16 protein-coding genes are annotated in these 21,873 nt (G+C 74.1%); 12 read left to right on the top strand and 4 right to left on the bottom strand.

Annotation, left to right across the window (positions count from 1 at the left end):
- Positions 1-6 precede the first annotated feature (6 nt).
- Positions 7-1,281: a sensor histidine kinase gene (locus tag ACQPZF_RS22865; protein ID WP_433260055.1), complete on the bottom strand. Its 1,275-nt coding sequence runs from the start codon at positions 1,279-1,281 to the stop codon at positions 7-9.
- A 174-nt stretch (positions 1,282-1,455) separates the two neighbouring features.
- Between ACQPZF_RS22865 and ACQPZF_RS22860 the strand changes: the two genes are divergently transcribed.
- Both ACQPZF_RS22860 and ACQPZF_RS22855 read left to right on the top strand, forming a co-directional pair.
- Positions 1,456-2,202, top strand: a complete 747-nt coding sequence (locus tag ACQPZF_RS22860) for an ABC transporter ATP-binding protein (protein WP_433260054.1) — start codon at positions 1,456-1,458, stop codon at positions 2,200-2,202.
- A gap of 1 nt (position 2,203) precedes the next feature.
- Positions 2,204-4,012, top strand: a complete 1,809-nt coding sequence (locus tag ACQPZF_RS22855; RefSeq protein WP_433260053.1) for an FtsX-like permease family protein — start codon at positions 2,204-2,206, stop codon at positions 4,010-4,012.
- 33 nt (positions 4,013-4,045) lie between these two features.
- Here the strand turns inward: ACQPZF_RS22855 and ACQPZF_RS22850 are convergent, their stop codons facing one another.
- Complete coding sequence (locus ACQPZF_RS22850) at positions 4,046-6,556, bottom strand: FtsX-like permease family protein (RefSeq protein WP_433260052.1); 2,511 nt, start codon at positions 6,554-6,556, stop codon at positions 4,046-4,048.
- Positions 6,556-7,302, bottom strand: coding sequence for an ABC transporter ATP-binding protein (locus ACQPZF_RS22845; RefSeq protein ID WP_433260051.1), 747 nt, complete (start codon positions 7,300-7,302; stop codon positions 6,556-6,558). The genes ACQPZF_RS22850 and ACQPZF_RS22845 overlap by 1 nt, the downstream gene beginning before the upstream one ends.
- Before the next feature lie 140 nt (positions 7,303-7,442).
- Between ACQPZF_RS22845 and ACQPZF_RS22840 the strand changes: the two genes are divergently transcribed.
- Both ACQPZF_RS22840 and ACQPZF_RS22835 read left to right on the top strand, forming a co-directional pair.
- Positions 7,443-8,135, top strand: coding sequence for a response regulator transcription factor (locus ACQPZF_RS22840; RefSeq protein ID WP_433260050.1), 693 nt, complete (start codon positions 7,443-7,445; stop codon positions 8,133-8,135).
- Positions 8,128-9,627, top strand: a complete 1,500-nt coding sequence (locus ACQPZF_RS22835; protein ID WP_433260049.1) for an ATP-binding protein — start codon at positions 8,128-8,130, stop codon at positions 9,625-9,627. The genes ACQPZF_RS22840 and ACQPZF_RS22835 overlap by 8 nt, the downstream gene beginning before the upstream one ends.
- An 80-nt stretch (positions 9,628-9,707) precedes the next feature.
- On the opposite strand, the gene ACQPZF_RS22830 is transcribed toward ACQPZF_RS22835, so the two are convergent.
- Complete coding sequence (locus ACQPZF_RS22830; protein WP_433260048.1) at positions 9,708-11,099, bottom strand: hypothetical protein; 1,392 nt, start codon at positions 11,097-11,099, stop codon at positions 9,708-9,710.
- 158 nt (positions 11,100-11,257) lie between these two features.
- On the opposite strand from ACQPZF_RS22830, the gene ACQPZF_RS22825 reads away from it, so the two are divergent.
- The 8 genes from ACQPZF_RS22825 to ACQPZF_RS22790 all read left to right on the top strand — a co-directional run bounded on the left by ACQPZF_RS22825 (position 11,258) and on the right by ACQPZF_RS22790 (position 21,861).
- On the top strand, positions 11,258-12,697 hold the full coding sequence (locus tag ACQPZF_RS22825; protein WP_433260047.1) for a nitroreductase family protein: 1,440 nt from the start codon (positions 11,258-11,260) through the stop codon (positions 12,695-12,697).
- Positions 12,698-13,089: 392 nt separating this feature from the next.
- Positions 13,090-14,778: a condensation domain-containing protein gene (locus ACQPZF_RS22820; protein ID WP_433260046.1), complete on the top strand. Its 1,689-nt coding sequence runs from the start codon at positions 13,090-13,092 to the stop codon at positions 14,776-14,778.
- Entirely contained in the window at positions 14,775-15,992 is a 1,218-nt protein-coding gene (locus tag ACQPZF_RS22815) for an MFS transporter (RefSeq protein ID WP_433260045.1), read from the top strand. The genes ACQPZF_RS22820 and ACQPZF_RS22815 overlap by 4 nt, the downstream gene beginning before the upstream one ends.
- A 15-nt stretch (positions 15,993-16,007) precedes the next feature.
- Positions 16,008-17,180: a LuxR C-terminal-related transcriptional regulator gene (locus tag ACQPZF_RS22810; RefSeq protein ID WP_433260044.1), complete on the top strand. Its 1,173-nt coding sequence runs from the start codon at positions 16,008-16,010 to the stop codon at positions 17,178-17,180.
- Positions 17,177-18,373, top strand: a complete 1,197-nt coding sequence (locus tag ACQPZF_RS22805) for a DegT/DnrJ/EryC1/StrS family aminotransferase (RefSeq protein WP_433260043.1) — start codon at positions 17,177-17,179, stop codon at positions 18,371-18,373. The genes ACQPZF_RS22810 and ACQPZF_RS22805 overlap by 4 nt, the downstream gene beginning before the upstream one ends.
- A 52-nt stretch (positions 18,374-18,425) precedes the next feature.
- The gene (gene pseB, locus ACQPZF_RS22800) at positions 18,426-19,424 is read left to right on the top strand and encodes a UDP-N-acetylglucosamine 4,6-dehydratase (inverting) (RefSeq protein ID WP_433260042.1); all 999 of its coding nucleotides are present in this window, start codon (positions 18,426-18,428) and stop codon (positions 19,422-19,424) included.
- Positions 19,421-21,079 carry a hypothetical protein gene (locus ACQPZF_RS22795; RefSeq protein ID WP_433260041.1) on the top strand — a complete coding sequence of 553 codons (1,659 nt, stop codon included), beginning with the start codon at positions 19,421-19,423 and terminating at the stop codon, positions 21,077-21,079. Before pseB ends, ACQPZF_RS22795 begins: the two co-directional genes overlap by 4 nt.
- A complete protein-coding gene (locus ACQPZF_RS22790; protein WP_433260040.1) occupies positions 21,055-21,861 on the top strand; it encodes a protein phosphatase 2C domain-containing protein in 807 nt (268 codons plus the stop codon). The genes ACQPZF_RS22795 and ACQPZF_RS22790 overlap by 25 nt, the downstream gene beginning before the upstream one ends.
- Positions 21,862-21,873: the final 12 nt, after the last annotated feature.

Genomic DNA, 21,873 nt, shown 5'->3' with positions numbered 1-21,873 from the left:
CCTCCGTCACGACGCCTGCCCGGCCGGGATGTCGACCCGCAGCACGGTGGGTCCGCCGACCGGGCTCGCCAGCGCCACCGTGCCACCGACCACGGCGGCGCGGTCGGCCAAGCCGGTCAGGCCCTCCCCGCGCGCCGGGTCCGCGCCGCCGCGCCCGTCGTCGTGCACCTCCACCAGCAACACCCCGTCCTCGTACCGCGCGCTCACCCGGGCGTGCCGCGCCCCGCTGTGCTTCACCACGTTGGCCAACGCCTCGCTCACCACGTAGTACGCCGCGGTCTCCACGGCGTCGGGCAGCCTGCGGCCCACCGCCGCGGCCACCCGCACCGGCACGGCGCACCGGTCGGCCAGCTCGCCCAGCGCCGCGTCGAGCCCCCGGTCGGCCAGGATCTTCGGGTGGATGCCGTTGACCAGGTCCCGCAGCTCGGCCAGCGCCCGCGTCACCTCGGCGTGCGCCCGCGTCACCGGCTCGGCCGCCGCGTGGTCGGCGTCGAGCTGCGCCCGCGCCAGGCCGAGCAGCATGGTCACCGACGTGAGCCGCTGCTGCGCGCCGTCGTGCAGGTCGCGTTCGATGCGCCGCCGTTCCGCCTCGTACCGGTCGATCATCCGGGCCCGTGACCGCCGCACCTCCACCAGGTCGCCGGCGGGCGCGGGCGGGGCCGGGACCAGCAGCGCGCGGGCCAGCCGCGCCTGGCCCAGCGCCACGAACGTCACCAGGTACGCGGCGGGCACCAGGGCCACCAGGCCGAAGGGGACGGTCAGCCAGATCAGCCCGGCGCGCGCCATCGCGCTCCCGGCGGGCACCGCCTCGGGCGGGAGCAGCGGCACGACGACGGGCGCGAGCAGCATCACCCCCGGCACCACGACGGCGGCCAGCACCACCACCAGGTCGACCACCCACAGCAGGGTCGCCGTCAGTACCGCGTAGGCCAGCTCCTGCCAGGTGGCCTGCTCCCGCAGCCGGGCCTTCGCGCGGCGGAACCAGCCGACGTCCGGCAGCGCGGGGTGCGGGCCGGGCGCGGGCCGCGGGTCCACCCACCTGGACCTCGCCCGCTCGACCACCGCGACCGGGATGCCCAACTGCCCCAACGCCATCAGCGGCCCCAGCCCCAGCACCACCGGCAGCAGCAGCACGCCCGGCGCCGCCAGCACGACGATCGCCACCAGGCACACCAGCCCGACCGGCACGCCGCACGCCAGGTACGCCAGCGACCGCCACGGCCGGGAGGACCCGAGCAGCCGCAAGGCGTCCACGACCAGCACCTCCTCCTTCTCCGCCAACCCCGGGGAGTTCCCCGCCGACCCTAGGGACGCCGGCCGCGCCGGACACGGGTGCTACCCCGCCCGCCGGGGTAGACCCCGCTCTACTCCGGCGGGCGGGGTAGCGCGGGGTCTACCCCCGGAACTCCACCGCGGGCCCGTGACGCGGGTGCCCGCTGGCGGTTCGCTTGGGCCATGAGATCCCCCGAGGCGATCCGGTTGACGCGCTTGACGAAGGTGCACGGCCGGGAGCCCAACCACGTGGTGGCGCTGGACGAGGTCGACCTGGTGTTCCACCGCGGCACGTTCACCGCGGTCATGGGCCCGTCCGGGTCCGGCAAGACGACGTTGCTCCAGTGCGCGGCCGGACTGGACCGGCCGACCGGCGGCGAGGTCCGGCTCGGCGACACCTCGCTCGGCGCGCTGTCCGAGCGCGAGCTGACCCGGCTGCGCCGCGGCCGGGTCGGATTCGTGTTCCAGGGCTTCAACCTGCTGTCGTCGCTGACCGCCGAGCAGAACGTGGCGCTGCCGCTGCGGCTGGCGGGGGAGCGGACCGACCCGGCGCGGCTGCGCGGGCTGCTGGCGGGCGTGGGGCTGGCGGACCGCGCGCGGCACCGGCCCGGTGAGCTGTCGGGCGGGCAGCAGCAGCGGGTGGCCATCGCCCGCGCGCTGGCCACCGGGCCGGAGGTGTTGTTCGCCGACGAACCGACCGGCGCGCTGGACAGCCGCACCGGGAGGCAGGTGCTGGCGCTGCTGCGCTCGCTGGTGGACGACCGCGGGCAGACGGAGGTCATGGTGACGCACGACCCGGTGGCCGCGTCCTTCGCCGACCGGGTGACGTTCCTGGCGGACGGCAGGGCGTCCGGCCACCTCGACGCGCCGTCGGCGCGCACGGTCGCGGCGCGGATGACGGCGCTGGAGTCGGCCGGGGAGGTGGGCTGACGTGTTGTTGGTCGCGTTGGCGTCGTTGCGGGAGCGGCGGCTGTCGTTCGTGGGCGCGTTCCTCACGCTCGTGTTCGGTGTGGCGATGATCTCGGCGGCCGGGTTGGTGGTCTCGGCGGCCGAGGAGGAAAAGGCGTTGGCGGAAGCGGGCAGTCTGCTGACGCTGTTCGCCGGTGTCAGCGGGTTCCTGACGGTGTTCGTGGTCGCGAGCACGGTCGGGTTCACCGTGTCGCTGCGCCGTCGCGAGTTCGCGCTGTTGCGCATGGCGGGCGCGGCGCCGGGTCAGGTGTTCCGGATCGTGCAGGCCGAGGCGCTGATCCTGGGTGTGGCGGCGGCGCTGGTGGGCGCGGTGCTCGGGCTGCCGTTGAAGTCGCTGCTGGTGCGGGTGCTGGTGGCGCGGGAAGTACTGCCCGAGGGTGTGGCGTTGCCGTCGCCGGGGGCGGTGGGGCCGTTGCTGCTGGCGTTCGGGCTGGGGGTGGTGGTGGCGTTGCTCGGCGCGTGGCCGGCGGCGCGCAGAGCGGGTGCGATCAGCCCGGTCGAGGCGTTCCGTGAAGCGTCCGCGGACACCCGGCCGTTGCCGTTCGGCCGGTGGCTGCTCGGGCTGCTGGCCATGGGCGCGGGCATCGGGCTGCTGGCGCTGCTGCCGAACGTCCCGGCCGAGGGCCGCCTGCCGCTGGCGCTGTTCGTGGCGCAACCGCTGGTGGTGGGGCTCGCGCTGCTCGGACCCGCGGTGGTGCCCGGCCTGACCGCGGTGGTGACGACCCCGCTGCGACGGATGGTGAGCGGGATGGTGGCGCGGGAGAACCTGCGCACCGCCGTGCGCCGCACCGCGTCCTGCGCCGCGCCCGTGCTGGCGACCATCGGGATCACCGGCTCGCTGCTCGCCGGCACCGGCCTGCTGGCGGCGGCCGGCCGCGCGGACGCGGCCCTGCTGCACACCTCGGACTACCGCGTCACCGGGCCGCGGCTGGACCCGGCGGCCGTGCCGGGCGCGGTGCTGATCGAGGACACGTCGGTCACCGCGCACGTGCACCGGACCTCGCGCACGCTGCCCGCGTTGGGCATCACCCCGGCCGGCGCGCCCGACGTGCTGGGACTGGGCACGATCACCGGCGACCTGACCGCGCTGACCGGCGACACCGCCGCCCTGCCCCGCCGGCAGGCGTCCGCGTTCGGGATTCCGTTGGGCGGGGCCCTGGCGCTGGTGCTGCCCGACGGCACGCGGGCGTCCGTCCGCGTGGTCGCCTTGTTCGACGGGCCACCGCTGACCGCCCCGGTGCTGCTGCCCGCCGACCTCGTCTCCGGTCGGCGACCGGCTCTCCACGTGAAGGCCTCGCAGCCCCCGAGCGTGCCGGGCGCGGAGGTCGTGCCGACGGGGGAGTGGCTGTCCACCACGGCGGGGTTCCGCGAGGACGGTATGCGGGTGGGCGCGGAACTGCTGTCCTGGTTCGCGTTGCTGTACACGCTGTTCGCGGTCGCCAACACGGTCGCCATGTCGTTCGGCCGGCGCGCGTCCGAGTTCGCCCGACTCCGCCTGCTGGGTGCGACCGGTGGTCAGGTGCTGCGGATCGTGCTGTGGGAAGCGGTCGGCATCGCCGTCACGGGCCTGGCCCTGGGCGCGGGGGCGACGGCCCTCGCGGTGGGCGGGCTGTGGCAGGCGTTGCGGGCAGCGGGCCTGGACATCCCGCTGCGCCTGCCGTGGGGTGCGCTGGGCGCGATCGCCGCCGGCTGTGTGGCCGTGTTGCTGACCACCTCGCTCACCGCGTCGGCGCTGGTGCTGCGAACCGCCCGACGCCCGTCGGCCGACTGACGGCGCTGCGGGCGTCGGGCGGTCCGGCGCAGGTCACTCCGCCATACCCGCGGTGAGCGAACCCCGCGTGGCCCGGCGGGCCGGGATCGCGGCGGCGAGCGGCGCCGCCAGCACGGCGGCTCCCAGCAGCACCCCGAGTCGGGCCCACGGCACGGCGAACAGCACCGGTTCGGCGTCGGTCGACGCCACTCGCGCGATCAGCCACGCCGAGCCGGTGCCGAGGAGGAGGCCGCACACCGCGCCGAACAGCGCCACGAACACCGATTCCGCGGTCAGCGTGGCGCGGAGCCCGCCCTTGGTCAGGCCGAGCGCGCGGAGCAGGGCCGATTCGCGGGTCCGCTCCAGGACGGACAGCGAGAGCGTGTTGGCGATGCCGGCGAACGCGATCAGCACGGCCAGCGCGGTCAGCGCCCACAGGAGGTCCAGCGTGCTCCGCAGTGGCGCCGACACCTGGTCCCGGAGGTCGTCGACGCTGTTCAGCCGGGCGAGTGGCGCGGTGGCCAGCGCCCGTTCCAGGGCCGGCCGGACCTGGTCCTGGTCGGCGCCCGGCGTGAGCCCGACCAGGACGCTGTCGTCGTAGCCGGGGCTGCCTTCGTAGGCGATCGCGGGCATCTGCCCGAGTTCGACCAGGCCGAGCCCGAGGTCGACGCCGGGCGCCTCGACGCTGTCGTAGACCGCGACGACCCGCAGCGGAACCGGCCGGTCGCGCGGTCCGGCCTGGACGGTGGCGCCGACTGCGAGTCCCGTGTCCTCGGCGAGTTCCCTGCTCACGGCCAGCTCACCCGGACCGAGCCGGTCGAGCCGGCCGGCCGGCACCACCGGCCGCAGCAGCGTGCCCACGGCGTCGCCGCGCACGGCGGACATCCCGGCGCCGCCGTACGTGCCCAGGTCTCCCGAGAACGACTGGCGGAGCGCCGCGGCCTCGACGCCGGGCACCGCGGCCAGGGTGTCCGCGAGCGTGGCGGGCAGCGGCTGGGTCGAGACCACCGACGTGACCGTGAAATCCGCCGCGAGCTGCTGGTCGAGACCGCGGGTCCGGCCGGCTTCGACGCCCGCCGCCACGGTCGTCACGAGCGAGGCGACGGCGAGCCCGATCGTGAGCGCGGCGGCGCCGGCGGCGGTGCGCTTCGGGTTGCGGTCGGCGTTGAGCGCGGCGAGCCTCGCGGGCAGTCCGAGCAGCGGTGCGCAGGCCGCGCCCAGCCCGCGCACGACCGGGCCGACCACCAGCGGCCCGACCGCCAGCAGCGCGCCGAGCAGCGTGACCATGGCCGCGACGGCGAGCACGGCTCCGGTCCCCACCGCGGCGCGCGGCGCGAGCACGGCCATCCCGACCCCCGCCACCAGCAGCACGATCGCCGTCACCGCACGGGGCCGCCCGGCCCGGGTCGACCTGCCCTCCATCGGCCTCCGCAACGCCTCGACGGGGGCGACGCGGGTCGCCGCCCAGGCCGGGAGCGCCGCCGCCGACACCGTCACCAGCACGCCGACCGCCAACGCCGCGACAACGGTCCGTGCGGTGAGGGGGACGTGCACATCCGTAGCGTGTCCGCCGAGGGCTCCCGCGAACGCCTGGAGCGCCGCGGCGACGCCGAGCCCGCCGAACAGCCCGGCCACGGACGCGACCGCGCCCACCACCACGGCCTCGGCGAGCACCCCCGTGAACACCTGCCGTTTCCCCGCTCCGACGCAGCGCAGCAGCGCCAACTCCTTCGCCCGCTGCGCGACGAGGATGGTGAACGAGTTGCCGATCACCATCGCGGCCACCACCACCGCGAGCACCGCGAACGCCGTGGAGAACGCCGTCAGGCCGGTCGAGTCCGGCGGGGTCTCGCGCAGCAGCCGCGCGGCTGCCTCGTGCCCGGTCACCACCGAGACGCCCGTGCCGCCGACCGCCCGCGTGAGGTCGGCGACGAGTCGCGGCTGACCGACTCCCGGCGTCGCGCGCACGACGACCTCGGCGAACCCGGCGCCGGGCGACAGCCGGTCCAGGGCCTCGGGCAGCAGCACCAGCGCAGCCGCGCCGATGCCCGCGTCCGTGGGCCGGCGGAACGTCCCGGCCAGCGTGAAGGAGTGGTCGCGGCCGTCCTGTCCGATGACGGTCACGGGCTGTCCCAGCCGGTGGTCCGCAGCCTCGTCCCGCGCCATCGCGACCTCGCCGGCGTTGCCCGGGAACCGGCCTTCGGCGAGGTCGAAGGGACGCAGCCCCTCGTCGGCGGGAAGGGCGGTGGCGGCCGTGTCCCGCGGGCGGCCCGCCGCGTCCCGCAGGGGCGCGCTCACCGTGACCCGACCCTCCGCCGCGGCGACGCCGGGAACCCGCCGGACCTCTGCCACCAGGTCGACCGGCACCGGCCCGCCGCGGGTCCGGCTGATCGACGCGTCCACCCCGCGGGTCTCGACGGCGACAGCGTCCCGGAGACCGGCGTCGACGGCGTCGGAGAGGACGGACGCCCCGGCGACGAACGCCACCCCGAGCGCGATGGCGACCGCCGAGAGCACCAGCCGCAGGGGCCGGGCCGTCAGCCCGGCGATGACGGTGCGCAGCATCACGCCCCCAGCCCGGCGAGCGCCGCGAGCACGGTATCGGCGGTGGGACGCGGCACGTGGGCGGCGACCCGGCCGTCGGCGAGGAGCACCCCGTGGTCGGCATAGGACGCGGCGACGGGATCGTGGGTCACCATCACCACCGTCTGCCCCAGCTCGCGGACCGACGTGCGCAGGAAGTCGAGCACTTCGGCGCCGGAGCGCGAGTCGAGGCTGCCCGTGGGCTCGTCGGCGAAGACGACCTCCGGCCGGCCCACGAGCGCACGGGCACACGCCACCCGCTGCTGCTGGCCGCCCGACAGCTCACCCGGCTTGTGCCGGAGCCTCGGGCGCAGCCCCAGCGCGTCGACCACCGTGGCGAACCACGCCCGGTCGGGGCGGCGGCCCGCGAGCCGCAAGCCGAGCAGGATGTTGTCCTCCGCGCTCAACGTCGGCAGCAGGGCGGAGGACTGGAACACGAACCCGACCCGGTCCCGCCGCAGCCTGGTCAGCGCGGCGTCGGACAGGCCGGTGAGATCGGTCCGTCCGATCCGGACCACCCCGGCGTCCACCGCGTCCAGACCGGCGAGGCAGTGCATGAGCGTGGACTTGCCCGAGCCCGACGGGCCCATGACCGCCGTGAAGCGGAGGGCCGGGAAGTCCAGGGACACGTGGTCCAGCGCCCGTACCGCCGTGTCACCGCGACCGTGGACCTTCACGACGTCCGCCACGCCGACCGCGGCGTGACCGTCCACTGTGTTCCCGTGCATGTGCTCCCCTGGACCGGCCTGGACGGCGGCCACCCGTCGCGGCCACCACGGCGAGCATGGCGGTCGACGCCTGAACGGTTCCTGAACCGACCTGAAGATCGCTTCAGGAACCGCGGCGCGGATCTGGGACGATCGGTGTCATGCGGGTGCTCGTGGTGGAGGACGAAAAGCGGCTGGCCGAAACGCTCCAATGGGGACTGGAGGCCGACGGCTACGCCGTGGACGTCGCCCACGACGGCGTGGAAGGGCTCGAACTGGCGCACCTGCACCCGTACCACGTGATCGTGCTGGACATCATGCTGCCGAAGCTGAACGGCTACCGCGTCTGCGCGGCGCTGCGGGAACGCGGCGTGACCACGCCGATCCTGATGCTCACCGCCAAGAACGGGGAGTACGACGAGGCCGAGGCGCTGGACACGGGCGCCGACGACTTCCTGAGCAAACCGTTCTCGTACGTGGTGCTCACGGCGCGGCTGCGCGCCCTCACCCGCCGGGGCTCGGCCGGCGCGCCCGCGACGCTCGCGTTCGGTGACCTGGTGCTCGACCCGGCGAAGCGGACGTGCCGGCGCGCGGGGCGGTCGGTGTCGCTGACCACGAAGGAGTTCGCGGTGCTCGAATGCCTGCTGCGGCACGACGGGCAGGTGGTCGCGAAGCACGAGATCCTGGAGCAGGTGTGGGACCTGGCGTACCGGGGCGACCCGAACATCGTCGAGGTCTACGTGAGCGCGCTGCGGCGGAAGCTGGACACGCCGTTCGGGCGCCGCACCATCGGCACCGTGCGCGGCGCCGGCTACCGGCTGGTGGCCGAGGAGTCGGTGGTGGCCGATGAGTAGGTGGTGGCCGGTGTCGGTGCGGCGCAGCACCGCGCTGGCGGCCACGCTGCTCTGCGTGGTCGTGTTCGCCCTGGGGTGGCTGGGGACGCGCGAGTTCCTGGACAGTCGGCTGACCGACCAGGCCCGGAACACCACGCACGCCGAACTGGACCGGATGGCCGACGCCTACCGCGTCGCGTCCCTCGGCGGCGGGCGTCCCGCGCTGGCCGCGGCGGGGCTTTCCGGCGACGCGATGTTCGAGGTGGTCGCCGACTCCGGGCAGGCGGTGGTGAGCAGCGCCAACCTGCGCCGCTGGAGTCCCACGTGGACGACGTTGCCGCCGGCGCCCGCCGGGGTGTCGGCGGATTGGACGACCACCACAAGGGTCACGCTGCGGCCGGGGGAGCACCCGCAGTGGCGCGAATACCGCACGTACACCGTGCTGGGCCGCGTGGTGGACGACGTGCCGACCGGTCTGGTGGAGCCGGTCGGTCGCGAAGGGGCCACTCTGGACTCCGGGTTGTCCGGTGCTGGCGCGGTCGGCAGCCATCGACTCACGCTGTACTTGTTCGTGCTGCCGTGGGACACGCTGCGGACGCTGCGCATGTACGACGACACGCTGAGGTTCTTCGTCCCCCTCGCGGTGCTGCTCACGGCGCTGGTCGCGTGGTTCTCGGCGGGGCGCGCGCTGCGGCCCGTGGAGGCCATCCGCCGGGAGTTGGCCGAAGTCAGCGGGAGCAGGCTCGACCGGCGCGTGCCGGTGCCCCGTTCCCGGGACGAGATCGCCCGGCTGGCCCGGACCACGAACACCACCCTGGACCGCCTGCAACACGCGCACGACCGGCAGGAACGCTTCGTCGCCGACGCCAGTCACGAGCTGCGCAGCCCGCTGGCGAACCTGCGGGCCGGCCTGGAGGTCGCGATCGCCCACCCGGGCCGGGCGGACTGGCCCGCCGTCGCCCACCGGTCGCTGCTCGACGTCCAGCGCTTGCAGCGCATCACGGCGGACTTGCTGCAACTCGCCGCCGACCCGGCCGAGGACCCGCCGCCGTGCGGTGTCGTGGACCTCGCGGACGTGGTGCGGGAGCAGGTCGCCGAACACGCGCTGACCGCCGGCGGCCCGACCGTGGAGTCCGTTGTGGACGGACCCGCGCCGGTGGCGGGCGAGCCGGTGCGGCTCGAACGCCTGCTGCGCAACCTCCTGGACAACGCGGTGCGGCACGCGCACTCCGCCGTCGCCGTCCGCGTCGCCCGGTCGGCGGGCGAGGTCGTCCTCGAAGTGCTCGACGACGGCCCCGGCATCCCGCCGGCGGACCGCGAACGGGTCTTCGACCGCTTCGCCCGCCTGGACGACGCCCGCACCCGGGACGCCGGCGGCTCGGGCCTCGGCCTCACCCTGGCCCGTGACATCGCCGCCCGGCACGGCGGGTCGCTCCGGGTGGAGGACAGCGAAACGGGTGCCCGGCTGGTCGCCCGGCTGCCGGCCGCCCAGGAGACCGGTGGTGGCGCCTGATCGCGCTCATGGCGGCAGTCGCCGGCGAGATCGCCGGCTCGTGCTCGTGCCGGCCGGGCACCGGTGACGGCAGTTCGTGCTCAGGGCCAGAGCCGGTCGACCAGGTCCACCGCCAAGGAGGTCAGCTCGGACCCGCCGAAGCGGCCGATGCGGGTCCACGCGCCGAGGCTGACCTCGTAGATCGGCCTGTCCCACGCCTCCGGGTCGGTCAGGTAGCCGAGGTAGTCGTTGGCGTACCCCACGGGCAGGACCTGGCGTCCGTCGTCGGACAGCTCCTTCAAGCCCAGCCCGAGTTCCACGAACGGCTCGCCCGGCAACCCGGCGAGCGCGACGTCACCCAGGCGCAGCACCTGCACCTCGGCGGAGATCGGGTCCGCGCCCCGGTCGATGGCGACGAGCTGCTCCTCCGTCTCCTGCACCTGCTCGGAGAGCCGGACGACGGTGGCTTTCGGCGCGCCGCCGGCGATGGCGTCGGCGAGCGCCTGCGCGCGGGCGTCCAACTCCGCCTGGAACGGCCCGCGGTCGGGCAGCTCGCGGGACGCGACGTCGAGCCGTTCCGACAAGGCGGAGACCGGCCCCGACACCGGTGTGTCCGCGCCCCGGACGACCTCGACCACCTTGGTGCCGAGTGCCAAGCCGATCCGCTCGGCGTGCGCGAACGCGTCCCGCACGTTCTCCGGCACGAGGTCGTGCTCCGCGTCGAACGGCGACCGCCACACCCCGCCGTCGTGGGTGAGCGGATCGGGCGGCGGCTCCTGGTTGCCGCACGCGCCCTGGAGGAACAAAGCAGCCTGGCAGCCGGGCACGTTGCGCTCGACGAAGTCCGACGCCACGCCGGGGAAGTCGGCCGACGCGTACGGCTGCACCTGCACCAGCACCGGGTGCGACGCGAAGTTGTAGAGCACCGCGCACCAGTCCGGCGCCTCCAGCACCAGCACGGAGACCTCGGGGTCGTCCGGCGCGGCGGCCGGGTCCGGGTACGCCCACGCGCCGCGGTTGACCGCCAGCGTGCCGCGCACGACGTCGCCGCTGCCGCGCCGGGCGATGACCGGCCGCCGACTGTCGAAGGCCTGGACCGCGGCCGTGACGAGCTGGTCGGCGAACCGCGCGAGCCACTCGTCCGCGCCGGGGGTGTCGAGCAGCCGGCGGACGTCCCCGGTCTCCGGGCTGGAGTGGGTGTGCGAGCTGGCGATCATCACGTGCGTCGGCGGAATCCCGGTGGCCTGCTCGATGGCGTTCCGCACCTCGTCGGTGAAGTGGCGGCCGGGACCGAGGATGTCGTTGTTGATGCCGAGCGCGTCGACCGCGATGACGACGACGGTCTCGCCGCCGTCCTCTCCGAACGCGACGGCGCGGGCGTGCGGCGCGTCGTGGACGCCGAAATACGGCGAATGCCGGGGTAGTCCGCCGAGATACGGGATCGTCAACGGAGGGGTCAGGTCCACTTTCGCCGATCCTGCGGTGTACGCCATCTCCCCCTGCTTTCCCCGTCCCCGGATTCGAGGTGTCCATGAATGCACGCCCGTCGCCACGACACGAGATTTCCGTGTGTTCACCACCCGATAGGACGAACTCGCCGCGGATCAGGGGCGGGCCGCCTGGAACCGTCGACCGACCTATAGTGGGGTGGGTGGATCCGGAATCCGCCGGCGAGGCCTACCACCGGCTGACGGTCTACCGGCCCGACCGCCCGTGGTTCGTGCCGGAGGACGACGAGCGCGTCCTGTCGGCCTTCGAGCCGATGGACGACAGCCGGTACCCGGCCGAGTTCAAGCGCTACCCGGACGCGCTGCCGAGGGTGGTGCTGCCGACCGACCTGTCACCTCCCGCTCCGCTCCGGGCCGGGCCGGTCGACCTGGTCGAGCTGTCCCGCCTGCTGTACTTCTCGGCCGGGGTCGTCCGCTACCGCGTCCCGGACGGCGGCCGGCCGGTCTACTTCCGCGCCGCCCCGTCGGCCGGGAACCTGCACCCCGTCGAGCTGTACGTCTGCGCGCGCGATGTCGACGGGCTCGACGACGGGGTCTGGCACTACTCCCCGCGCGACCACGCGCTGGTGGGGATCGGCCCGCCGCCGGTCTGCGACGCGCCCGCGATCGTGTTGACCGGCGTTCCGTGGCGCACGTGCTGGAAGTACGCGGAACGCGGCTACCGGCACCTCTGGTGGGACGCGGGCACCGTCGTCGCCCAGTTGCACGCGTTGCGCGGCGACGGGGTGCACGTGCGCCTGGGGTTCGCGGACCGGGAGATCGCCCGGCTGGTCGGCGCGGACCCGGCGCACGAGTTCCCGCTCGCCGTCGTGGACCTCGGCCGCTCCGGGTCGACGCCGAGAGCGGCGGCCGACGCGGTGACCGGCGATCTCGGGCCGATCCCGGTGACCTTCCCGCTGATCGGCGACACCCATCGGGCCGGCGATCTCCGGACCTCCGACGACGCCGAGCAGTGGGCCGAAACCCCGGTGGACTCGCCCACGCCGCCCCGGGGCGGAACCGAGGCCGTCGAAGAGGTCATCCTGCGCCGCGGCTCCACACGCCGTTTCGACCCGAAGGCGACGATCCCGCTCGACGCCTTCCGCGCGACGATGCTCGCGGCGGGCCGCGTGCCGCCCTGGGATTCCGGCACGTGGCCGCTGGCGTCGCACGTGGTCGTGAACGCGGTCGACGGATTGTCTCCCGGTGTCTACCGGTGGCACGACGCGGGCGGACCCGAACCCGTCGCCGACGGAGACTCGCGCGCGCACGCCCGCTCGCTGTGCTGCGGCCAGGACTTGGCTTACGACAGCGCGTTCCTCGTGCTGCACTCGGCGCGGGTCGGGCCGTACCTGGGCCGACGCGGGGAGCGCGGCTACCGGGTCCTGCAGTTCGCCGCCGGGCTCGCCTCCGGCGCGCTCTACCTGTCCGCCTTCGGCCGGCGGCTCGGCTGCACCGGCCTGACCATCGCCGACACCACGGTGCCGGCAGTGCTCCGCTCGCCGACCGATGGCCTGCTCGCGACCGCCGTAGGAGTCCCGGCCTACCGCTCGCGACCTGGCGCCACCCGCCCCGGCAGCCCTACCCGTCTCGGGGTGCGCTGACCGCAGGCAGCCTTGCCGGTCGCGGTCCGCTGAGGGCCGAGTCTGCCGGTCGCGGGGCGCTGAGAGCAGGCAGCCCACCTGTCGCCGAGCGCGCTGATGGCCGGCGGCCCTCCGGAGCATGCGAGGCTTCTTCGGCCCCCGGTGGCCGCTTCCGGTCATCCGATCAGTCCACAGTGGACGATTTCGGCCGGGTTCCCCGTGCTCGCGGCCGGTGTGGCGGTCGGCGTGCGTCCGCTACCTGTCAAACACTGGTTGACCGCTACCGGCCGCCCATAGTTTCGGACCGGTTCGGAGACGAGAACGCATCGGGGTATCCCGCGGCTCCACTCATGAGGTGAGAAATGCACCGACTTTCGGCGTGCTATTCGGGCCGGCCAGACCGGACGGGACCGTTGGCCTTCGGCCACGCGAACATCATGCGGGCGATCACCGTCGACGACGACCAGACCCGCGACAACCTCGCCATGGTGTTCGCCGTGCCGGACCTGCCACCGGCCGAGGTGGTCGGATTCGTCGAGGTGCTGCTCCGGCGGCACGAATCGCTGCGCACCAAGTACCGGCTCGGACCCGTTGTGACACAACACGTCGCGGGCTCCGGTGAGCAGGCGATCGAGGTGGTCGAAGCCGACGGCGATCCGTCGGACACCGCCGAGCGTACGGCGAAGCGGTTGCGGGCGCGGCCGTTCGACTTCCAGGAGGCCCCGCCGCTGCGGGTCGCCTTCGTGACGCAGGACGGTCTCGTGCGACACCTGGTGTGGGTGGTCAGCCACCTGGCCATGGACGTGGCCGCGTGCGAGATCCTGCTGCGGGAGTGGAGCGCGTTGACGGCGGGACGGGAGCTTCCGCCGAACGGGCCGCAACCGCTGGACGTGGTCGAGTTCGAGCGGAAGCCCTTCGTGCGGCGGCTCACCCGGGCCTCGGCGCGCTACTGGGAGTCCCGGATGCGCCAGGTGCCGCAGGCCATGTTCCCGGTGCCCGCCGCCGCCACGTCCGCGAAGACCGACTGGCGCCACCCCGGTCTGCGCATCCGGTCCCAGGTCGCCATGACGCACCTCGCGGCCGTCGCGGAACGGACCGGCGCGAGCCCGTCGACGGTCCTGCTGGCCGCCGTCAACGCGCTGGTCTGCCACTACACCGGGCTGTCGACCTGCGTCACGACCTCCTTGTACGGCAACCGGGTCTTCCAGGAACTCGGCGACCTGTTCGGCACCATCTCGCAGGACGCCCTGCTGTCGGTGCCCGTGCCGGAGACCGGCACCTTCGACGAGCTGGTGCGCGTCCTCCGCGCGGAGTCGCTGACCGCCTACCGCGCCGCCTGGTACGACCCGGCGGAGGCCTGGGACGTCATCACCCGGGTCACCGCGGAACGGGGCGCGAGCTACGCCCGCGACCTGGTGTTCAACGACATGAGCCCGCTGACCGGGACCGGCGGCGAGGCCGAGCGGTCCGCGCTGAAGCGCCTGCCCTGGGTGTGGATCCCCGGCGGCCCTGAGTTCGCCGCGGACGCCCCCGAACTCGACGCGAGCCTGGAGTGGCTGCCGGCGGAGAACGTCCCGATCCGGTTCATCGTCTACGTCTACCGGCTGGACGAGGAACTGGACGTGACGTTCCTCGCCGACCCGCTGTGCCTGGACCGGGACGGGCTCACCGAGTTCTGCCGCGGCCTGCTGCGCCTGCTGCGCGCCGCCGCCGAACGGGACCAGCCGCTCAAGGAGGTGGCCGCCCTGACCGCGCTCGAACCGATGGCGCGCGGCGACGGCTGGCACCTCGCCGACTCGTGCTGGATCGAGGTCGACGCCGTGCGCGGCCTGCTCGCCGACGTCCTCGGCGACCGCCCGCACCACGTGGCAGCCGTTCCGGACGAAGCCCTGGGCCGCCGGCTGGTGTGCTACCTGACCGGTCCCGCGGACCCGGAGGACGTCCACCGGCGGTGCGTGGAACGCCTGCCCGGCCGGGTCACCGCCATCACCCCGCACGAGTACGTGGTCTGCGCGAGCCCGCCCGACGACCCCGCCGACACCGCCGCCTGGACCGCCCGGCCGGTCGTCTCCCGGAGCAGTGGCAGGGGTGGACCGCGATGACCGGGACCGACACCCGGCCGCCGACGACATCCCTGTGGTCGCCGAACTTCCGGCTCTACTTCGGCGCCCGCACCACCTCCATGCTCGGCGACGGGATGCTGCCGGTCGCCCTGTCCGTCGGCGTGCTCGCCGCCGGGCACGGCATCACCGGCGTCGGGTACGCGCTGGGCGCGTGGATGGCCGCGCTGACGCTGTTCATGCTCGCGGGCGGCGTCCTGGCGGACCGCTTCACCCCGCGCCGGATGATGGTGCTGGCCGACGTGGTCCGGCTCGCCGTGCAGAGCACGATGGCGGTGGCCTTCCTGCTCGGCTCGCCCGACCTGGTGACCATCGTCGCGCTCCAGTTCGTGAGCGGCGCGGCGACGGCCCTGTTCCAGCCCGGTGTGGCGAGCATGATCCCGAAGATCGCCACCGACGTGCAGCGCGCGAACGGGGTCCTGCGCATCTCCGAGGCGCTCGCGGGCGTCCTCGGCCCCGCGCTGGCCGGCGCGATGCTGGGCGCGTTCGGCGCGGGCCCGGTCTTCTTCTGCTACGCGGCGACGTACGGGGTCAGCGCGGTCTGCCTGGTGGCGATGCGGATGGCACGGGAGTCGGCGGTCCGCACTTCGGAGTCGTACTGGCGACAGCTCGTGGAGGGCTGGCAGGACTTCCGCTCCCGCACCTGGCTCTGGAGCGTGATCGCGATCTGGTTGGTGTACGGGTGCTTCGTGCCCGGCGTCTCGCTGCCGGTCGCGGCCGAACTCGTCGTCGCGGACCACGGCTCGACCGCGCTCGGCATCGGGATGGCGCTGTTCGGCGCGGGCGGCGTGCTCGGTGGCGCGATCGCGATGCGCACCAAGGCCTCCCGGCCCCTGCTGGCGGGTTCGGTCGGCTGGGCGCTGTTCGTCGCCTACCCGTTCGTGCCCGCGCTGCGCCCGCCGGAGCTGCTGCTCTACGCGGGCTGGCTGGTGGCCGGGTTCGGCCTGGCGTACTGGCAGGTGCTGTGGTCGACCACGGTGCAGACGCACATCCCGGAGGACCTGCTCAACCGCGTCTACGCCTACGACGTCACGGGTTCCCTGCTGGCGCTGGCCCTGGGCCGCTCCTTGGCGGGACCGCTGGCGGAGCTGGTCGGCGCACGGGAGCTGATGGCCTTGTCGACCGTGCTGGGACTGGTGTGCACCGGGCTGCTGCTCGCCGTGCCGGCCATCCGGAACCTGCGCCGCGTGAACTGACGGGAGGAGCGACCCATGCGGGTCTCGACACACCGCGAACCGGTGCCCGACGACGTGGACGACTTCGTCGTCGAGGTCTACGAACGAGTGCTCGCGAATCCCGGCCTCGGGCTGTCCGCGGCGGGCGACGAGTTCGCCGCGCGGCGGTCGGACGTCGAGCGGGCGGTGCGCGTGCTGCGCCGGCTCCGGCTGCTCAAGGAGGGGGAGCCGCTGGTCGCGGTCAGCCCGGAGGCGGCGCGGGCGGAGCTGTTCCTGCCGGTGCAGCGCGCCCAGCGGCAGCTACTCCCGTTCGCGGACGCCTTCGGCCGGGCGCAGCGCGGCAGGTCCCGGCGGTCGACCACGGCGGTCTACCGGGACCTCGCGGAGATCGAGGCCCGGCTGGCGAGGGCCGCGCACGAGTGCGAGTCCGAGGCGCTGATGATGCAGACCTGCATCGCCCAGGAGCCACCGGAGGCGCGCTCCGCCCGACCGCTCGTGCTGGACGCCGTGCGGCGCGGCGCCCGGGTGCGGCTGCTCTACCCGCACACCGGGCGCGGCGACACGGTCACCCGTTCCTACCTGCGCGACGTGACCGAGGCCGGCGGCGAGGTCCGCACCTCCAGCGACATCTTCGAGCGCTTCATCGTCTTCGACCGCCGGACCGCGTTCATCCTCACGCCCGGCGACGACGCGGACGACCACGCCGTCGCGGTCGTGGAGGAGCCCGTCATCGCCGAGTTCCTGTGCCGGGTGCACGACCACGCCTGGCGGTCGGCGATGCGGTTCAACCCCCGGCAGCCCGGCTACAGCGACGTGCTGGACGTGCTGAAGAGCAGCATCCTGACCCTGCTGGCGTCGGGTCTCACGGACAACGCCATCGCCCGCCGGGTCGGCATCTCGGAACGGACGCTGCGCCGCCACATCGCGGTCATCATGCGGGACATGTCGGCCGACAGCCGCTTCCAGGCCGGGGTCACCGCCGCCAAAGCGGGCCTGGTCCAACCGCCGGTGGAGCCACCGGCAGTGCAACCCGCCTTGGTGCAGCCTGCTTCAGCGCAGCCCGTTCCAGCGCAGCCCGCCTTGGTGCAGCCCGCCTTGGTGCAACCGGTGGCTCGACCCTCGGCGGTCCAACCTCCGGCGGTCGGGCCACCCGCGGTCCAGCACGAGCACCCGACGACCGGCGACCGATCACCCGGAGGACTTCCATGAAGCTGACCCGACCGGCCATCCTCGGTGGCCCGCCGATCCTGGCCGACCCGGTGCCGCTGGCGCGCCCGACCATCGCCACCGACCCGGACCTCCTCGCCGCCTTCCACGACGTGCTGTCCTCCGGCATCGTCACGAAGGGCAGGCACCTGGCCGAGCTGGAACGCGAGGTCGCGGACCTCCTCGGGGTGGCGCACGCGGTCCTCGTGGCGAGTTGCACCGGCGGGCTGATGCTGACCCTGCGGTGCCTGGACCTGCACGGCGACATCGTCCTGCCCAGCTTCACGTTCATGGCGAGCGGCCACGCGGCGGTGTGGAACGGGCTGGAACCGGTGTTCGCCGACATCGACCCGCACACCTTCGCCGTGGCGCCGGGAAGCGTGGCCGACGAGGTGACCGGGCGGACGGCCGCCCTGCTCGCGGTGCACACGTTCGGCTCGCCCTGCGACGTGGACGCGCTGGCGAAGATCGCCGCCGAGCGGGGCGTCCCGCTGGTGATCGACGCCGCGCCCGCGTTCGGCGGCCGGTACCCGGACGGCTCGCCGGTCGGCGGCCGGGGCACGGCGGAGGTGTTCAGCCTCAGCCCGACCAAGCCCTTCACCACCGGCGAGGGCGGCATCATCGCCACCAACGACGGCGACCTCGCGCGCGAGCTGCGGATCGGGCGCGACTACGGCAACGCCGGCGACTACGACAGCCGGTTCATCGGCCTGAACGCGCGCATGCCGGAGCTGTCCGCCGTGCTCGGCAGGCACAACCTGCCCCGGCTGCCCGCGCTGATCGAGCGCCGGCAGGAGCTGGCCGACCGCTACCGGGCCGGGCTGTCCGACCTGCCGGGGATCGGGTTCCAGCGGATCCCGCCCGGCGCGCGCAGCACCTACAAGGACTTCTGCCTCACCGTCTCGGCGGCGGAGTTCCTGCTCGACCGGGACACCCTGGCCGACGCGCTGCGCGCCGAAGGCGTGGCCACCAGGGCGTACTTCGATCCCCCGCTGCACCGGCAGACCGCGTACCAGCGGTTCGCCGGCAGCCGGAAACCGTTACCGCACAGCGAGGAACTCGCCGCGAAGGCGCTCGCCGTGCCGCTGTACTCGCACATGCCGGAACACCTGGTCGACCGGATCTGCGAGGTGGTCCACCGGATCCACCAGCACGGACCGGAGATCACCGCGCGCCGCGTTCCGGACGCGGGATGAGGCCTTCGGCGGGCCGGAGAGCAGACCGTCCTGGATATCGATGGGGGTCATAGTGAGTGTCCTGCGGAATTCGACCGTTCTCGTCACCGGCGGCACGGGCTCGCTGGGCCGGGCCTTCGCCCGGCACGTGCTGGACCACCTCGAACCGGACCGGATCGTGGTCTTCTCCAGGGACGAGCAGAAGCAGTACGAGATGCGCCAGGCGTTCGGCCCGGACACCGCGGTGAGCTGCGTGCTCGGCGACATCCGGGACCGGGACAGCCTGGTGCGCGCCATGCGCGGTGTGGACCACGTGGTGCACGCCGCCGCGCTCAAGCAGGTCGACACCGCCGAGTACCACCCGTACGAGTTCGCGAAGACCAACATCGAGGGCTCGCAGAACGTGCTGGAGGCCGCCGTCGCCTGCGGTGTGCGGAAGGTCGTCGCGCTGTCCACGGACAAGGCGTCCAGCCCCACCAACCTGTACGGCGCGACGAAGATGGTGGCGGACAAGCTCTTCACGTCGGCCAACGCCTGGGCGGCCGAGCGCGGGGTGACCTTCTCGGTGGTCCGCTTCGGCAACGTGATGGGCAGCCGGGGCTCGGTCCTGCCGCTGTTCCGCCGGCTGGTCGCGGAGGGCAGCACGCTGCCGATCACCGACAAGCGGATGACCCGGTTCTGGATCACCCCCGAGCAGGCGGTGCGGTTCACCGTCGACACCTTCGACACCATGCGGGGCGGCGAGCTGTTCGTGCCGAAGATCCCCAGCATGAAGGTCTCCGACCTCGCGGAGGCCGTCGCGCCCGGCATGCCGACCTACGAGGTGGGCCTGCGGCCGGGGGAGAAGCTGCACGAGGAGATGATCGCCGCCGAGGACAGCTACCGGACGCTGCAACTGGAGGACCGCTACCTCGTGCTGCCCACGGTCGGGGTGACCGACTACGTCGCGTCCGGCTACTGCCTGCCCGTCTCGCTGGGGTTCACCTACCGCTCGGACACCAACGACTCCTGGCTGTCCATCGACGAGCTGCGCACGATGCTCGACCGCGAAGGGGCATGGTCGACGCTGTGAAACCGATACACCTGACCGGGGCGGTGATGGCGCACCCGCGCCGACTGGACGCCGCCCGCTCACTGATCGCCGCGGCCCCGCCGGGCTTCCTCGACCTCGTGCTCGACCCGGACCCGGGCGGCCCGCCGACCGGGTTGCGCACGTCGATCAGGGCGTGGTCGGAGGTGCCTCCGGGCGCGACCCACCACCTCGTGCTGGAGGACGACGCCCGGCTGTCGGCCGGGTTCCGGCGGCAGGCGGAACGAGCCGTCGCGGCGGCCCCGGACGCCGCGATCGTGCTGTTCAACAACTGGAGTTCGCGCAACGGCGCGGCCGTCCGGCTGGGCGCGCTGGCAGGTGCCCGCTGGGTCGCCCCGGCCGACGAGTACACCGCGAACGTCGCGCTGATCCTGCCGGCCGCGCTCGCGGCGGGGTTCCCGGACTACGCCCGCGAGCACGGCGGGACGTGGCCGGACGACGTGGTGCTGTTCCGCTACCTGAGGTCCGTCGGCGCGGTCACCCGGCTGGCCGTGCCGAACCTCGTGGAGCACGGCGAGTTCCCCAGCATCTCCGGCAACGACCTGCACGGCCTTCGCATGTCCGCCTGCTTCGCCGCGCCCGCGCCGGACGCGGAATGGCCCGCGGACGACGTCCTGCGACCGGACGCGGTGCCGTTCTTCAAGTACGGCCTCGCGATGTGCTCCATCCGACGGGACGACCGGTGGCGGACGGTCGGCTATGAACGGTATTCGCGACACCTGGGCATCGACGTGGACGACTGCCGGAAGGAGTTCGACGCCGCGCCGGCGGTCGGGCGGCTGCGGGCCGACGGACCGGTCCCGGACCACGCGCTGGAGGCGTTCTGGCGGACGGGATACGCGCTGGGATTCCTCGGCGCCCGCCACGAGTCGAACGTGGACTGGCGGACGGACCCGTTGGTGGACAAGGCACTCGACACGCTCGGCCCCGGTGGGCTGTGCACGGAACTCGGCTCGGCGGAGTTGCGTCGGCTCCAGGCGCCGATGAAGGAACTCGCCCGCGAGGCGTTGTTCGCGGGCGCCCGCGCGCCCGCGCGCGCCACGGCCGGACGGCGGATCGTGTTCGCGGGCGCGGACACTCCGCTCAAGCGGGCCCTGGCCGACGACCTCGCCGACCGGGGGCACGTGGTGCGGACGACCTCCGGCATGGACGGCGTCGAGCCGGGCGAGGTGGTCGTGGAACCGGACGAGGTGGTCGTGGAGTCGGACGAGGCCGAGATCCGGGTGCGGGACTCGGTGCTCCGCTTCGGGGTGCCGTACGGGCCCGGCGTGGTCGGGCACTCGCCGCTGAACGACCTGGTGCTCCAGTCGCTGACGATGCGGCCGATGCGGGTGGCGGGCGCGGTCGCCGGGTCGTACCGGTTCGTCCACGTGTGGGACCTCGCGGGAGCGCTGGACGCACTGCTCGACGGTCCCGGACCGGCCGGCGTGGTCGACCTCGCGGACGGCCCGCCGGTCACCCTCCGGCAGCTCGCGGAACTCGTCGGACGGGTGGTGCGGAACGTGCCGATCGACCTGTCGGACGCCGTGGTGGACGAGCCGGACGCCCGGGTCGGGTCCGCGGCGGGCCGTCCGTCCGTCGACCTGGGCGACGGCATCCGGACCGTCGCCCAGTGGCTCGCGTACGAGGCGGGCTGACCATGGAGACGGTCTTCGCCACCAGCGCGGGCGACAACGGGGTCAACGAGGACGCGGTCGTGGCCGGGGACGACTTCGCGGTGGTCCTGGACGGCGCCACGGCCGAGCCCGACACGGACACCGGGTGCGTGCACGGCGTCCGGTGGTTCGTCCGGCAGTTGGCCGGCGGGTTGGCCGGCGAGCTGGCGCTCGACGCGTCGAAGGCGTGCTCGCTCGCGGACGTCCTGCACGACGCCGTCGCGGCCGTCGGCCGGTCGCACGCCGACACCTGCGACCTGGGCAACCTGTGCAGCCCATCCTCGACCGTGGCGATCCTCCGACAGCGCGACCGGCACGTCGACCACCTCGTGCTCGGCGACTCGCCCATCGTGCTGGAAGGGGCCGACGGGTCCGTCACCCCGGTCGTCGACGACCGGCTGGCCCGCTACACCGGCTCGTGGGCCGACCTGCGCCACATCCGCAACGTGCCCGGCGGCTTCTGGGTCGCGGGCAACACCCCGGGTGCGACCCGGCACGCGCTCGTCGGCACGGCGCCGGTGGCCGGGCTGCGGCGGGCCGCCCTGCTCACCGACGGCGTGACCAGGCTGGTCGAGCGGTACGGCTGGACCTGGCGGGATCTGGTCGGGGCGTTGGACGAGACCGGTCCGGCGGAGGTGGTCGCGCGGACCAGGGAGGCGGAGCGGCGGTCGGCGGGCCGGTTCGTCGGGAAGCTGCATGACGACGCCACGGCCGCGCTCTGCCGGTTCGCGAGCGATGCGGGGTCGGGTGCCGATCGGGACTGATCGGTTCGCCGG

This window comes from Actinosynnema sp. CS-041913, assembly GCF_050942485.1.
Lineage (GTDB): Bacteria > Actinomycetota > Actinomycetes > Mycobacteriales > Pseudonocardiaceae > Actinosynnema.
Note: the sequence above shows the minus strand (reverse complement) of the source record. Positions and strands in the feature narration are given on the sequence as shown.

Coding starts and splice junctions, on each gene's coding strand:
- ACQPZF_RS22860 (WP_433260054.1), top strand. CDS start 1,456: ATGAGATCCCCCGAGGCGATCCGGTTGACGCGCTTGACGAAGGTGCAC.
- ACQPZF_RS22850 (WP_433260052.1), bottom strand. CDS start 6,556: ATGCTGCGCACCGTCATCGCCGGGCTGACGGCCCGGCCCCTGCGGCTG.
- ACQPZF_RS22845 (WP_433260051.1), bottom strand. CDS start 7,302: ATGCACGGGAACACAGTGGACGGTCACGCCGCGGTCGGCGTGGCGGAC.
- ACQPZF_RS22840 (WP_433260050.1), top strand. CDS start 7,443: ATGCGGGTGCTCGTGGTGGAGGACGAAAAGCGGCTGGCCGAAACGCTC.
- ACQPZF_RS22835 (WP_433260049.1), top strand. CDS start 8,128: ATGAGTAGGTGGTGGCCGGTGTCGGTGCGGCGCAGCACCGCGCTGGCG.
- ACQPZF_RS22830 (WP_433260048.1), bottom strand. CDS start 11,099: ATGGCGTACACCGCAGGATCGGCGAAAGTGGACCTGACCCCTCCGTTG.
- ACQPZF_RS22815 (WP_433260045.1), top strand. CDS start 14,775: ATGACCGGGACCGACACCCGGCCGCCGACGACATCCCTGTGGTCGCCG.
- ACQPZF_RS22810 (WP_433260044.1), top strand. CDS start 16,008: ATGCGGGTCTCGACACACCGCGAACCGGTGCCCGACGACGTGGACGAC.
- ACQPZF_RS22805 (WP_433260043.1), top strand. CDS start 17,177: ATGAAGCTGACCCGACCGGCCATCCTCGGTGGCCCGCCGATCCTGGCC.